The sequence below is a fragment of the Pseudomonas sp. H26/SER47-MNA-CIBAN-0231 genome (assembly GCF_040310465.1).
Lineage (GTDB): Bacteria > Pseudomonadota > Gammaproteobacteria > Pseudomonadales > Pseudomonadaceae > Aquipseudomonas > Aquipseudomonas atacamensis.
In genome coordinates, this window is record NZ_JBEOPW010000003.1 from 337,122 (window position 1) to 350,565 (window position 13,444).

Consider the following 13,444-nt stretch of genomic DNA (forward strand, 5'->3'; position numbering starts at 1 on the left):
CCGCAAGGAGCTCCCTCCCGTTTGACCGGGAGGAACATCAGACTAGTCGAGACTGGTCTTAATGGTTTTCTTCGTGCGCCATCGACAGGTAGACGATGGTCAGCATCATGAAGATGAACGCCTGCAGGGTGATGATCAGGATGTGGAATACAGCCCACGCCCACTGCAGAACTACGCCCAGGCCGCTGAGCCAGAGCAGGCCGCTGCCGAACATCACAGCGATCAGAATGAACACCAGCTCGCCGGCATACATGTTGCCGAACAGACGCAGAGCCAGAGAGATCGGCTTGGCGATCAGGGTGACGAATTCCAGCAGGAAGTTCACCGGGATCAGCAGGGCCTGAACGAAGATGTTCTTGCTGCCGAACGGGTGCAGGGTCAGTTCGCCGATGAAGCCGCCGATGCCCTTGACCTTGATGCTGTAGAAAATGATCAGTGCGAACACCGAGAACGCCATGCCCAGAGTCGCGTTCGGGTCGGTAGTCGACACGGCGCGGAACGGGATGTGAGCATCGCCGGAGATCAGGATGGCCAGCTGAGGAATCCAGTCGACCGGTACCAGGTCGACGGCGTTCATCAGGAACACCCAGACGAAGATGGTCAGCGCCAGCGGTGCAATCACCGGGCTACGGCCATGGAAGCTGTCTTTCACGCTGCCATCGACGAATTCGACCAATACTTCAACGAAGTTCTGCAAGGCACCCGGCTGACCCGAAGTCGCTTTCTTCGCCGCCATGCGGAAAAGAAGAACGAAGATCAGACCCAGCGCGACCGACCAGCCGAGGGTATCGACGTGGAAAGCCCAGAAGCCCATTTCCTTGGCCTCTGCTGCGGTGTGGGCAAAGCCCCAGCCGCCGTTGGGTAGCTGACCGAAAGTCAGGTTCTGCAAGTGGTGCTGGATATAGCCCGAAGCGGTTGTCTCTGCCATGGTTGCCTCAAACGCCCTAAGGTCTCGAAAGTCTTGTTCTCATCAGCAGGGGAGCGAACCAGCTGACCGACTGCGTCAGCACGAACACGCCGAATACTGCGATCGGCGCCAGTGGCTTCACACCTGCGAACACCAGTGCAAACAGCACTGCCGTCAAAATAAGTTTGCCTGCCTCGCCGGCATAAAAAGACCGGACGATGGACTGGGCTGCTCGGGCGCCGGAAAACCGAAATGCCCTGTGAGCGAAATAAACATTGGGCAGCAAGGCTATCAGGCCTCCGCAAAGTCCCGAGTATCCGGCAACGACTCCATGCCATTGCCAGAGCGCCAAAGCGGCAATGAGCAAAACGACAAATTGAGCCATCAACACCGGAAAAACCGCCAGGCGATGGAAAGGCAAGCGGTTTGGCGTGCGGGTTTCCATCACAGTTGCTCTCCAATGGTCGGCTGCCGAAATTCAATAACTTGGCATAATTTGTGCCGACAAAATGCGCGCAGAGTATAGGGGCGGTTCTGCCCCTATTCAACTGTCAGGTAGTGATTTCCGACTGCGCGCTACATGAGGAAATGTTTCAGCGGATGTGTGCGAGCACACCTTGAAGCTCATCGAGCGAGTTATACCCAATCACCAATTGGCCTTTGCCCTTCTTGCCATGGCGAATCTGCACCGCAGAGCCTAGGCGCTCGGCTAAACGCTGCTCGAGGCGAGCGATGTCCGGGTCGGGTTTTGCGGCTTCAACCGGCTCCGGTTTGCCACTCAACCACTGACGAACCAGTGCCTCGGTTTGGCGCACGGTCAGTCCTCGTGCGACAACATGTCGCGCCCCTTCGACCTGCTGATTGTCCGGCAGACCGAGCAAGGCACGCGCGTGACCCATTTCCAGGTCACCGTGCGACAGCATGGTCTTGATCACTTCAGGCAGTGCAATAAGTCGCAACAGGTTAGCCACAGTCACCCGCGACTTACCCACAGCCTCGGCAACCTGCTGCTGAGTCAGCTGGAATTCCTGCTGCAAGCGCTGCAAGGCGACGGCTTCTTCGATCGGATTGAGATCTTCGCGCTGGATGTTCTCGATCAGCGCAATCGCAATGGCGGTTTCATCCGGCACATCGCGAACCATCGCCGGGATGGTTTCCTGCCCGGCCTGCTGACTGGCGCGCCAGCGGCGTTCACCGGCAATGATCTCAAAACGACCGCCGCCAATCGGGCGCACCACGATCGGCTGCATCACGCCTTGGGACTTGATCGACTGTGCCAGCTCTTCCAGGGCCTGCGGGTCCATGTCGCGGCGCGGCTGATATTTGCCGCGCTGCAGCAGGTCCAGCGGCAGGTGTTGCAGTTCGCGGGTGTCGGCCTGCGCGGCTTGTTCTTCCAGCGCGCTGACCGTCGGACCACTCAGCAGTGCATCCAGTCCACGTCCGAGACCTCGTTTCTTGACGGCCATGGGGATTCCTTAAGTTGGCTGAGCAGCAGCAATGCGTGAATTTTTGCGCTGACGACGAACCATCTCGCCCGCCAGAGCCAGATAGGCCAGGGCGCCACGCGATTGCTTGTCGTAAGCCAGCGCCGGCATGCCGTAGCTCGGTGCTTCGGCCAGGCGAATGTTGCGCGGGATCACCGTGTCGTACAGCTGATCGCCGAAGTGTTCCTTGAGCTGCGCCGAAACATCGTTCATCAGGCTCAGGCGCGGGTCGTACATGGTGCGCAGCAGGCCTTCGACTTTCAGGTTCGGATTGAGCAGTTCAGCGATGCGCTTGATGTTATCCACAAGGTCGCTCAAACCTTCCAGCGCAAAGTATTCGCACTGCATGGGAATAATCACCCCGTCAGCGGCGACCAGTGCGTTGAGCGTGAGCATCGACAGCGACGGTGGGCAGTCGATCAGAATGTAGTCGTAGTTGTCACGGATCGGCGCCAGCGCACTGCGCAGACGGCTTTCCTTCATCTGCATTTCCAGCAGCACCACTTCTGCTGCGGTCAGATCACGGTTGGCCGGCAGCAGTTGATAACCACCGTGCTCGGAGAAGTGCATGGCCTGGCCGAGGTCGCATTCACCGATCAGCAGATCGTAGACCGAGTTTTCCAGACCATGTTTATCCACACCGCTACCCATGGTGGCGTTGCCCTGTGGATCGAGATCGATCAACAGCACCCGGCGCTTGGTCGCGACCAGGGATGCTGCGAGGTTGATGCAGGTGGTGGTTTTGCCCACACCACCCTTCTGGTTCGCTATCGCGAATACCTTAGCCATTCTTGCTTGTGTTCCCAATCATGCCGTGCGGCGCAGTATCAGCAGATGGCGTTGGCCTTGGCAACCGGGGACGGCCAGGGCGTGTTCGCTATCGAGTTTGAAATCTGCCGGCAATGCTACCAGCTCATCGGCCGGATGAACGCCCTTCATTGCCAGCCAGCGTGTATCGGCATCGCCCAAGTGGCGAGTCCAGTTGGTGAAGTTTTCCATGCTGCTGAATGCCCGGGAAATGATCCCGTTGAATGGCTGCGCAGGCTGGAAGGCTTCGACGCGACTGTGGATAACTTGCAGGTTATCCAGCTTCAGCTCCAGTTTGACCTGAGTCAGGAAGCGGGTTTTCTTGCCGTTGCTGTCCAGACAGGTCACCTGCGAGTCCGGATACAGGATCGCCAGCGGGATACCAGGCATGCCACCGCCACTGCCGACATCGAGCCAGCGACCGTTTTCGATGAACGACATCACGCTGAGACTATCGAGCAAGTGCCGCGAAACCATTTCATCAGGATCGCGCACGGCGGTCAGGTTGTAGGCCTGGTTCCATTTGATCAACAGGGCCAGATAACCCAGCAGCAATTCGTGCTGGGTTTCAGTGAGATGGACACCGAGCTCGCGGGCTCCTGTGGATAACTCTTCGGCGTGTTGCGAAGTGACCTTGGCACTCAAGCGCTTTGCTCCAACTGACGGCCCGCGCCGCGTTTTTTCAAATGAATCATCAACAGCGAAATCGCTGCCGGGGTTACGCCAGGAATCCGCGAAGCCTGGCCCAGCGTTTCAGGACGTGTGGCGCCGAGCTTGCTCTGGATCTCCTTGGACAGACCGGAGATGTTGGTGTAATCGATATCCACAGGCAATTTCGTGTCTTCGCTGGCGCGCAGACGGGCGATTTCGTCCTGTTGGCGGTCGATGTAACCGGCGTATTTGGTCTTGATCTCGACCTGCTCGGCGACCTGTGGATCTTCGGCGCCCTGCCCGGTCACTTCGACCAGACCGGCGTAATCGATTTCCGGACGGCTCAACAGGTTGAGCAGGTTGTACTCGTGAGTCAGCGGCGTGCCAAATTTCTCGGCAATCGCATCGCCCTGCGGGGTGTTCGGCCGCACCCAGGTGCTTTTCAGGCGCTGTTCTTCAAGCTCGATGCTTTCGCGTTTCTTGCAGAAGGCCGCCCAGCGCGCGTCATCGACCAGACCGAGCTCGCGACCTTTTTCGGTCAGACGCAGGTCGGCATTGTCTTCACGCAGAATCAGGCGGTACTCGGCGCGAGACGTGAACATGCGGTACGGCTCTTGGGTGCCGAGGGTGATCAGGTCGTCGACCAGAACGCCGATGTACGCTTCATCGCGGCGCGGACACCAGGCCTCTTTGCCCTTGGCACGCAGCGCAGCGTTGGCCCCGGCGAGCAGACCTTGAGCGCCGGCTTCTTCGTAACCGGTGGTGCCGTTGATTTGCCCGGCGAAGAACAGACCGCCGATGACTTTGGTTTCCAGACTGTACTTCAGGTCGCGCGGATCGAAGTAGTCGTACTCGATCGCATAACCCGGACGCACGATGTGTGCGTTTTCCATGCCGCGGATCGATTGCACGATCTGCAATTGCACGTCGAACGGCAGGCTTGTGGATATCCCGTTCGGATACAGCTCATGGGTAGTCAGACCTTCCGGTTCGATGAACACCTGATGGCTTTCCTTGTCGGCAAAGCGATGAATCTTGTCTTCGATCGACGGGCAATAACGCGGGCCGACGCCTTCGATTTCACCGGCAGCGGAATACATCGGCGAACGATCGAGGTTCGCCGCGATGATTTCGTGGGTGCGGGCATTGGTATGGGTGATCCAGCAGCTGACTTGGCGCGGATGCTGTTCCTTGTTGCCCATGAACGACATCACCGGGATCGGCGTATCGCCCGGCTGCTCGGTCATCACGGAGAAATCCACAGACTTGCCATCGATACGCGGCGGCGTGCCGGTTTTCAGACGCCCAACACGCAATGGCAACTCACGCAGACGGTGGGCCAGAGCAATCGACGGTGGATCACCGGCGCGACCGCCGGAGAAATTCTGCAAACCGATGTGGATAAGTCCGCCGAGGAAGGTACCGGTGGTCAACACCACGGAATCGGCGAAGAAACGCAGCCCCATCTGTGTAACCACACCACGGACTTGCTCCTGCTCGACGATCAGGTCGTCAGCAGCCTGTTGAAATATCCACAGGTTTGGCTGGTTTTCCAGGATTTCGCGGACAGCGGCCTTATAGAGAATTCGGTCGGCTTGCGCACGGGTGGCCCGTACTGCCGGGCCTTTGCGGCTGTTCAACACGCGAAACTGGATGCCGCCCTTGTCGGTAGCCATGGCCATCGCGCCGCCGAGGGCATCGATTTCCTTGACCAGATGGCTTTTGCCGATGCCACCGATGGCCGGGTTGCAACTCATGGCGCCGAGGGTTTCCACGTTATGCGTCAGCAACAGGGTTTTTGCCCCCATGCGTGCTGACGCCAGTGCTGCCTCGGTACCGGCATGACCGCCGCCGATGACGATCACTTCAAAACGAGAAGGGAAATCCACCACGCACCTCGTGCCTGCTTAAGTAGGTCATTCAGGAAATATTGAAACCAGGTTTCTGGACCTGGTCGGCAAGTATAGGGACTTCGCCCTTTCTAAAGAACCCTCTGCACAAAATTTAACCAGCTGTGGAGAACTCGAGGTTAAAAAAATAAAAAAGAGAGAAATTTATAAAACCTTTGTTTTTATGTTTATTCTTACTGAACCACGTTTCTGTGGATAGATCGCTACAAGCCTTATTTTTCGAAGTGTACAGAGGTTCAAAACTCTGTGCTCATGTGGCAATGAGGCCATTGGATAACCGGTTTAAGCCTGTGGATGAAAGGGGTGGTTATCCACAGCGTGGGTTATCTCCAGTTTTGAGGCCCTGTTATCAACTGCCCTCAGTGGCAGTTATTCACAGGGCTTAATCCACAGAAATTTGATGGAGGAAGAGGTATCGGGAAGCCGAAAACCGCTCAGGGAGAAAAAATCTGCCCGGCACTCTTGGAGGATTTTAGAAAAGAGGGAAGCAGACAGGTCGCGAACGGACCTGTCTGTGAATAGCAGGAGGGTTATTTGCCGATGCAGAAGCTGGAGAAAATCCTTCCGAGCAAATCATCAGAGCTGAACGCCCCGGTAATTTCACCCAGGGAATGCTGAGCCTGGCGCAAATCCTCGGCGAGCAACTCGCCAGCGCCCGCCAGGGTCAGTTGCGCGCGGCCATGTTCCAATGCCGCGCTGGCGTGGCGCAGTGCCTCCAGATGCCGGCGACGTGCGCTGAAGCTGCTCTCCGAGGTCTGCTCGTAACCCATGCACGCCTTGAGGTGGTCCCGCAGCAGATCGAGGCCTTCGGCGGACTTGGCGCTGAGACTGATGGTCACGTGGCCGTTATCACTGGTTTCCAGAGAAACCGCTTCACCGGTCAGATCGGACTTGTTACGGATCAGGGTGACTTTCGCCGGATCCGGTCGAGACTCAAGGAATTCTGGCCACAAGGCAAAAGGATCCAGTGCCTCTGGTGCGGTCGCATCGACCACCAGTAAAACCCGATCCGCTTCACCAATGGCTTTCAAGGCCCGTTCCACACCAATCTTTTCCACATGATCGTCCGTGTCCCGCAGTCCTGCGGTATCGACAACGTGCAATGGCATGCCGTCGATGTGGATATGCTCGCGCAGGATATCCCGCGTGGTGCCGGCAATCTCGGTAACGATGGCAGCCTCGCGACCGGCCAGAGCATTCAACAGGCTTGATTTACCGGCATTCGGACGCCCTGCGATGACGACGGTCATGCCATCACGCAATAACGCGCCCTGCCCTGCTTCGCGCAGCACTGTGGATAACTCATCGCGTACTTTGTCGAGCATGCTCAGCACATGGCCGTCGGCGAGAAAGTCGATTTCCTCTTCCGGGAAGTCGATCGCGGCTTCAACGTAGATACGCAAACCGATCAGTTGCTCGGTCAGGTTATGCACACGCTGGGAAAACGCACCCTGCAATGAACGCAGCGCATTGCGCGCAGCCTGGGCAGAACTGGCTTCGATCAAATCGGCGATTGCCTCGGCCTGGGCCAGATCGAGTTTGTCATTGAGGAAGGCGCGCTCGCTGAATTCCCCAGGACGGGCCAGACGACAACCCAGTTCCAGGCAGCGCTTGAGCAACATGTCCAGCACGATCGGGCCGCCGTGACCTTGGAGTTCCAGCACGTCTTCGCCTGTGAACGAGTTCGGCCCCGGAAAATACAAAGCCAGACCTTCGTCCAGCACTTGCTGGTCGTCACTGAAAAACGACCCGTAATGGGCGTAACGCGGTTTCAGCTCTCGGCCGCTGATGGCTTTTGCCGCCACGCTGGCCAACGGCCCGGAAATACGGACGATGCCCACACCGCCGCGCCCTTGAGCAGTGGCGACAGCAGCGATGGTTTCACGGGGTGTGCTCATAAAGCGGCATCCAGACAAAAGTGGCAGATAGCAAAACGCCCCACTAGGGGGCGTTTTGAGTGGTGTTATCCACAGTGCAAGTTACGCCTCGGCTTTTTTCGTCGCCGCTTCGATCTTACGCGTGATGTACCACTGTTGTGCAATCGACAGGCAGTTGTTCACAACCCAGTACAGCACCAGACCCGCCGGGAACCACAGGAAGAAGAAGGTGAAGATGATTGGCATCATTTTCATGACCTTCGCCTGCATCGGATCCGGAGGCGTCGGGTTCAGCTGCTGCTGGATGAACATGGTTGCGCCCATGATGATCGGCAGAATGAAGAACGGATCCTTGATCGACAGGTCAGTGATCCACAGCATGAACGGCGCCTGGCGCATTTCCACGCTTTCCAGCAGAACCCAGTACAGCGACAGGAAGACCGGCATCTGCACGAGGATCGGCAAGCAGCCGCCCAGTGGATTGATCTTCTCTTTCTTGTACAGCTCCATCATGGCTTGCGACATTTTCTGCCGGTCATCGCCATGTTGCTCTTTCAGCGCAGCCAGTTTCGGAGCCACGGCACGCATGCGCGCCATCGATTTGTAGCTGGCAGCCGACAGCGGGAAGAAAATCCCTTTGATCAGCATGGTCAGGAAGATGATCGACCAGCCCCAGTTACCGACAATGGCGTGGATATGTTGCAGCAGCCAGAAGATCGGCTGGGCAATGAACCACAGAATGCCGTAGTCGACGGTCAGTTCCAGACCTGGGGACAACTCTTTCAGCACAGCCTGGCTTTTCGGACCGGCGTACAGCACAGCGCTGGTTTCAACTTTTGCACCTGGAGCAGCGGTCAGAGTAGGACCGGTGTAACCGATGATGTAGTTGCCTTTGCTGTCTTTACGGGTCTGGACGATGTTGTTTTCGCCCTTGGCCGGAATCCACGCAGTCACGAAGTAGTGCTGCAGCCAGGCTACCCAACCACCGGTGACGGTTTCCTTGAGCTGCGCCTTGTCCATGTCCTTCATCGACACTTTCTTGTACGGCTCGGAACTTGTCCACAGGGCAGCGCCCAGGTAAGTCGCGGTGCCAGTAGCAGTGGTCGACGAAGGATCAGCGCTGGCATCGCGCTTCAACTGGGCAAACATTGCGCCGTTCCAGGGCTGAGCGCTCTGGTTATCCACAATGTAGGAGACAGCGACGTCGTACAGGCCACGTTTCATGGTGAAACGCTTGATGTAGTTGACGCCGTCCTTGCTGAATTTCAGGTCAACGAAGAGTTGATCCTGACCGTCAGCCAGTTGGTAAACCTTCTTCTCCGAGGAATAAACCGGACGACCGGCCGGGTTTGCATCCGGGCCGTTAGTACCGATCAGACCACTTTGCGCCAGATATACACGTTCGCCGCCGTTATCGAACAGCTGGAACGGAACGTCAGGACGATCCTGACGACGTGGATACAAAGGCAGAGTCAGTTGCGCAACGTCGCCACCCTGTGGATCGATCGCCAGATCGAGCACATCGGTCTTGACCTGAATCAGATCCTTGCTGGCGGCGACCGGCGTTTCGGCAGGTGCGCTGGTATCGCTGGCGGCGCGCGGAATATCGTCACTGGCGGCATTTGTGCCAGTGGCGGTGTCCGGCAAACCGGATGTAGTCGTACTGGAAGCAACATTCTGAGTCGGCAGGGCAGCCTGACCATAATCCTGGTTCCATTTAAGAACCATGACGTAGGACACGATTGCCAGGGCGACGATCAGGATCGTGCGTTTGATATCCATGATTACTCGGCCATCGAAGAAGAACGGGAGGTAGGGACAGGTGGAACCGGGTCATAACCACCGGGATTCCACGGATGACAGCGACCTAAACGACGAAAGGTCAGCCAGCCACCGCGCAGAAGGCCATGATTTTCAATGGCTTCATACGCGTAGCAGGAACAACTGGGGTAGAAGCGACAGTGGCTGGCCATTAAAGGACTAATGGCATAGCGATAAAACTGGATCGGAACGAGGGCCAGTTTACGCATCGGTACTGTCTACCCCTACAGTTTCGGTTTTGACTGCCGGAACGGGCTTGTTGCGTGCCAGACGCTTCCAGAGTTTGCCGAAATGCTGAATCAATTCGGGGTTTTCTACATCACCCAAACCTTTGCGCGCGACGATAACGATGTCCCAGCCGACCAGTGAATCCTGGTGCAGACGGAACGATTCGCGCATCAGACGTTTGAGGCGATTGCGCTCAACGGAGAGCTTTACGCTCTTTTTCCCGATAACCAGCCCGAGACGGGGGTGATCAAGATCGTTGTTGCGTGCAAGGAGCAGGAGATTTTTCCCCGGAACCTTGCCGGTAGGGGAGTCAAAGACTGCCTTGAAATGCCGGGGGGTAAGCAGACGCTTTTCCCGACTGAAGTCCTGACTCACCTCCAGTACCGGATTATCAAACTGCCAGACGCGCACGACCTTTGGCGCGACGACGCGACAGGACTGCGCGGCCGTTCTTGGTAGCCATGCGAGCACGGAAACCGTGGGTACGAGCGCGTTTGATAGTGCTTGGTTGGAAAGTACGTTTCATGTCGTGTTACCTGGTTCGTCCACAACGGGCCGGAATGGCCCCCGTTTTAAGAGACCGGGGATTCTAGAGAAAGCAAGCCTTCAGGTCAATTTCCAACCAGCGTTTCCTTATAAATAGATCCGGGCAGGGTTTAAGCTCGAAAGCCTGTCAGCCAGATATAGAAATAAAGAAGGGAATTATTTAAAGCTTTTCTGTAAAGCTTGTAAAAGCTAGACACGCCATCTTCTGTGGATAACTGCTATTAGGCCTTATTTTGTGTGGTGTACAGAGAATGACAACTACAGTGGAAAACAGTGTTCAGCCTGTGCTGCGCTATCGGATAAGCTGTGCGTGAAATGGCCTGTTATCCACAGGCTGGTTATCCACCGGGTTTAGCCCCCAGTTGTCCAGTGCCCTCAGAGGCGTTTATCCACAGGGCTTATTCACATGCCGTTGGTCGCCTTTTAATGCGTTAACGCGTTGATAAATGATGGTGACGAACCTACCTGCATGTGGATAAGTGAATCGCTCGCCGCTACAATGGCCGCTTGTTTTTGCCTCACCGGCTTTCAACTTAGGGGATATCCGTGTCAGTGGAACTTTGGCAGCAGTGCGTGGAGCTTTTGCGCGAAGAGCTGCCTGCCCAACAATTCAACACCTGGATCCGTCCACTACAGGTCGAAGCCGAAGGCGACGAGTTGCGCGTCTACGCACCGAATCGTTTCGTGCTGGACTGGGTCAACGAAAAGTACCTGGGCCGCGTCCTTGAATTGCTGGATGAGCACGGCAATGGCTCGACGCCGGCGCTGTCCTTGTTAATAGGCAGCAAACGCAGCTCGGCACCTCGTGCCGCACCCAATGCGCCACTGGCGGCCGCGCAGGTTGCTCAGGCGCAGGCCAATAATGTGCCAGCGAGCAATCCGGCACCGACGCCAGCCCCTGCTCCGGCCAAACGTTCCACACAGAAGGCCGCTGAAGTCAGCGAAGAACCTTCCCGCGACAGCTTCGACCCGATGGCCGGCGCCGCTTCGCAGCAGGCCCCGGTTCGCGCGGAGCAGCGCACCGTGCAGGTTGAAGGTGCGCTCAAGCACACCAGTTACCTGAATCGCACGTTCACCTTCGAAAACTTCGTCGAAGGTAAATCCAACCAGCTCGCCCGTGCGGCGGCCTGGCAGGTGGCGGACAATCCCAAGCACGGCTACAACCCGCTGTTCCTTTATGGTGGCGTCGGTCTGGGTAAAACTCACTTGATGCACGCGGTGGGCAACCATCTATTAAAGAAGAATCCGAATGCCAAGGTTGTGTACCTGCATTCCGAGCGCTTCGTGGCCGACATGGTCAAGGCGTTGCAACTGAACGCCATCAACGAATTCAAGCGTTTCTACCGTTCGGTGGACGCCTTGCTGATCGACGACATTCAGTTCTTCGCCCGCAAGGAGCGTTCCCAGGAAGAGTTTTTCCACACCTTCAACGCGCTGCTTGAAGGTGGTCAGCAGGTCATTCTCACCAGTGACCGCTACCCGAAAGAAATCGAAGGCCTTGAAGAACGCCTTAAATCCCGCTTCGGCTGGGGCCTGACGGTTGCGGTCGAGCCGCCGGAACTGGAAACCCGCGTGGCGATCCTGATGAAGAAGGCCGATCAGGCCAAAGTCGAGTTGCCGCATGACGCCGCGTTCTTCATTGCCCAGCGCATTCGCTCCAACGTCCGTGAGCTGGAAGGTGCGCTGAAACGCGTAATCGCCCACTCGCACTTCATGGGCCGCGACATCACCATCGAGCTGATCCGCGAATCTCTGAAAGACTTGCTGGCGTTGCAGGACAAACTGGTCTCTGTGGATAACATTCAGCGCACCGTCGCCGAGTATTACAAGATCAAGATTTCCGACCTGCTGTCCAAGCGCCGTTCGCGCTCGGTGGCTCGTCCGCGTCAGGTGGCCATGGCGTTGTCCAAGGAACTGACCAACCACAGCCTGCCGGAAATCGGCGATGTGTTTGGCGGCCGCGACCACACCACCGTGCTGCACGCCTGCCGCAAGATCAACGAACTTAAGGAATCCGACGCGGACATCCGCGAGGACTACAAGAACCTGCTGCGTACACTGACCACTTGATGAACACCAGCGCAGCTTATTAAGGCAAGGGACTAGACCATGCATTTCACCATTCAACGCGAAGCCCTGTTGAAACCCCTGCAACTGGTCGCAGGCGTCGTCGAGCGCCGACAGACCTTGCCGGTACTGTCCAACGTGCTGTTGGTCGTCGAAGGCCAGCAACTGTCGCTGACCGGTACCGACCTGGAAGTCGAGCTGGTCGGTCGTGTGCAACTCGAAGAGCCGGCCGAAACGGGCTCCATCACCGTGCCGGCGCGCAAGCTGATGGACATCTGCAAAAGCCTGCCCAACGACGCGCTGATCGATATCAAGGTCGACGAGCAGAAACTGGTGGTGAAGGCCGGCCGCAGCCGCTTCACCCTGTCGACCCTGCCGGCCAACGACTTCCCGACTGTTGAAGAAGGCCCGGGCTCGCTGACGTGCAGCCTGGAGCAGAGCAAACTGCGTCGCTTGATCGAACGCACCAGCTTCGCCATGGCCCAGCAGGACGTGCGTTACTACCTCAACGGCATGCTGCTGGAAGTTTCCGCTGGTGTGATCCGCGCCGTGGCTACCGACGGTCACCGTCTGGCAATGTGCTCGATGCAAGCCGATATCGGTCAGCCGGATCGCCATCAGGTGATCGTGCCGCGTAAAGGTATCCTCGAGTTGGCGCGTCTGCTCACCGAGCCGGATGGCAATGTCAGCATCGTTCTCGGTCAGCATCACATCCGCGCCACCACCGGCGAGTTCACTTTTACCTCGAAACTGGTCGACGGTAAATTTCCGGATTACGAGCGCGTCCTGCCGAAAGGTGGCGACAAACTGGTACTCGGCGATCGTCAGGCATTGCGTGAAGCCTTCAGCCGTACCGCGATTCTTTCCAACGAGAAGTACCGCGGTATCCGTCTGCAACTGGCCAGCGGTCAGTTGAAGATCCAGGCCAATAACCCGGAGCAGGAAGAAGCGGAAGAAGAAGTGGGCGTTGAATACAACGGCGGCTCGCTGGAGATCGGTTTCAACGTCAGCTATCTGCTCGACGTGCTGGGCGTGATGACCACCGAGCAGGTTCGCCTGATCCTGTCCGACTCCAACAGCAGTGCGCTGGTGCAAGAGTCCGACAATGACGACTCGGCTTACGTTGTCATGCCGATGCGTCTGTAA

At 57.3% G+C, this 13,444-nt stretch carries 13 protein-coding genes; 2 read left to right on the top strand and 11 right to left on the bottom strand.

The window, feature by feature from the left end; all coding sequences use genetic code 11:
• Nucleotides 1-58 precede the first annotated feature (58 nt).
• From atpB to rpmH, 11 genes are all read right to left on the bottom strand, one after another.
• Entirely contained in the window at nucleotides 59-928 is an 870-nt protein-coding gene (gene atpB, locus AAEZ10_RS06860) for a F0F1 ATP synthase subunit A (RefSeq protein WP_016772402.1), read from the bottom strand.
• 16 nt (nucleotides 929-944) lie between these two features.
• Nucleotides 945-1,352, bottom strand: a complete 408-nt coding sequence (locus AAEZ10_RS06865) for a F0F1 ATP synthase subunit I (RefSeq protein ID WP_008064605.1) — start codon at nucleotides 1,350-1,352, stop codon at nucleotides 945-947.
• A gap of 148 nt (nucleotides 1,353-1,500) precedes the next feature.
• Nucleotides 1,501-2,373 (bottom strand): ParB/RepB/Spo0J family partition protein, encoded by an 873-nt coding sequence (locus AAEZ10_RS06870; protein ID WP_003229785.1) that lies wholly within the window; start codon nucleotides 2,371-2,373, stop codon nucleotides 1,501-1,503.
• Nucleotides 2,374-2,382: 9 nt separating this feature from the next.
• Nucleotides 2,383-3,180: a ParA family protein gene (locus AAEZ10_RS06875; protein WP_016772400.1), complete on the bottom strand. Its 798-nt coding sequence runs from the start codon at nucleotides 3,178-3,180 to the stop codon at nucleotides 2,383-2,385.
• An 18-nt stretch (nucleotides 3,181-3,198) separates the two neighbouring features.
• Complete coding sequence (rsmG, locus tag AAEZ10_RS06880; protein ID WP_071173913.1) at nucleotides 3,199-3,843, bottom strand: 16S rRNA (guanine(527)-N(7))-methyltransferase RsmG; 645 nt, start codon at nucleotides 3,841-3,843, stop codon at nucleotides 3,199-3,201.
• Nucleotides 3,840-5,738: a tRNA uridine-5-carboxymethylaminomethyl(34) synthesis enzyme MnmG gene (mnmG, locus tag AAEZ10_RS06885; protein WP_122603541.1), complete on the bottom strand. Its 1,899-nt coding sequence runs from the start codon at nucleotides 5,736-5,738 to the stop codon at nucleotides 3,840-3,842. Before mnmG ends, rsmG begins: the two co-directional genes overlap by 4 nt.
• 551 nt (nucleotides 5,739-6,289) lie before the next feature.
• Nucleotides 6,290-7,657, bottom strand: a complete 1,368-nt coding sequence (mnmE, locus tag AAEZ10_RS06890) for a tRNA uridine-5-carboxymethylaminomethyl(34) synthesis GTPase MnmE (RefSeq protein ID WP_350568534.1) — start codon at nucleotides 7,655-7,657, stop codon at nucleotides 6,290-6,292.
• Nucleotides 7,658-7,738: 81 nt separating this feature from the next.
• A complete protein-coding gene (yidC, locus tag AAEZ10_RS06895) occupies nucleotides 7,739-9,418 on the bottom strand; it encodes a membrane protein insertase YidC (RefSeq protein WP_350568536.1) in 1,680 nt (559 codons plus the stop codon).
• Nucleotides 9,419-9,420: 2 nt separating this feature from the next.
• A complete protein-coding gene (gene yidD / locus AAEZ10_RS06900) occupies nucleotides 9,421-9,666 on the bottom strand; it encodes a membrane protein insertion efficiency factor YidD (protein ID WP_027901580.1) in 246 nt (81 codons plus the stop codon).
• On the bottom strand, nucleotides 9,659-10,060 hold the full coding sequence (gene rnpA, locus AAEZ10_RS06905) for a ribonuclease P protein component (protein WP_024014946.1): 402 nt from the start codon (nucleotides 10,058-10,060) through the stop codon (nucleotides 9,659-9,661). The genes yidD and rnpA overlap by 8 nt, the downstream gene beginning before the upstream one ends.
• A 16-nt stretch (nucleotides 10,061-10,076) precedes the next feature.
• Nucleotides 10,077-10,211, bottom strand: coding sequence for a 50S ribosomal protein L34 (gene rpmH, locus AAEZ10_RS06910; protein WP_003213577.1), 135 nt, complete (start codon nucleotides 10,209-10,211; stop codon nucleotides 10,077-10,079).
• Nucleotides 10,212-10,777: 566 nt separating this feature from the next.
• On the opposite strand from rpmH, the gene dnaA reads away from it, so the two are divergent.
• Nucleotides 10,778-12,301, top strand: coding sequence for a chromosomal replication initiator protein DnaA (dnaA, locus tag AAEZ10_RS06915; protein ID WP_024014947.1), 1,524 nt, complete (start codon nucleotides 10,778-10,780; stop codon nucleotides 12,299-12,301).
• 39 nt (nucleotides 12,302-12,340) lie between these two features.
• Complete coding sequence (gene dnaN / locus AAEZ10_RS06920) at nucleotides 12,341-13,444, top strand: DNA polymerase III subunit beta (RefSeq protein WP_016772390.1); 1,104 nt, start codon at nucleotides 12,341-12,343, stop codon at nucleotides 13,442-13,444.

Bases quoted from the DNA above. Each gene is read 5' to 3' on its own strand.
- atpB (WP_016772402.1), bottom strand. From the start codon at position 928: ATGGCAGAGACAACCGCTTCGGGCTATATCCAGCACCACTTGCAGAAC.
- AAEZ10_RS06865 (WP_008064605.1), bottom strand. From the start codon at position 1,352: ATGGAAACCCGCACGCCAAACCGCTTGCCTTTCCATCGCCTGGCGGTT.
- AAEZ10_RS06870 (WP_003229785.1), bottom strand. From the start codon at position 2,373: ATGGCCGTCAAGAAACGAGGTCTCGGACGTGGACTGGATGCACTGCTG.
- AAEZ10_RS06875 (WP_016772400.1), bottom strand. From the start codon at position 3,180: ATGGCTAAGGTATTCGCGATAGCGAACCAGAAGGGTGGTGTGGGCAAA.
- mnmE (WP_350568534.1), bottom strand. From the start codon at position 7,657: ATGAGCACACCCCGTGAAACCATCGCTGCTGTCGCCACTGCTCAAGGG.
- yidC (WP_350568536.1), bottom strand. From the start codon at position 9,418: ATGGATATCAAACGCACGATCCTGATCGTCGCCCTGGCAATCGTGTCC.
- yidD (WP_027901580.1), bottom strand. From the start codon at position 9,666: ATGCGTAAACTGGCCCTCGTTCCGATCCAGTTTTATCGCTATGCCATT.
- rpmH (WP_003213577.1), bottom strand. From the start codon at position 10,211: ATGAAACGTACTTTCCAACCAAGCACTATCAAACGCGCTCGTACCCAC.
- dnaN (WP_016772390.1), top strand. From the start codon at position 12,341: ATGCATTTCACCATTCAACGCGAAGCCCTGTTGAAACCCCTGCAACTG.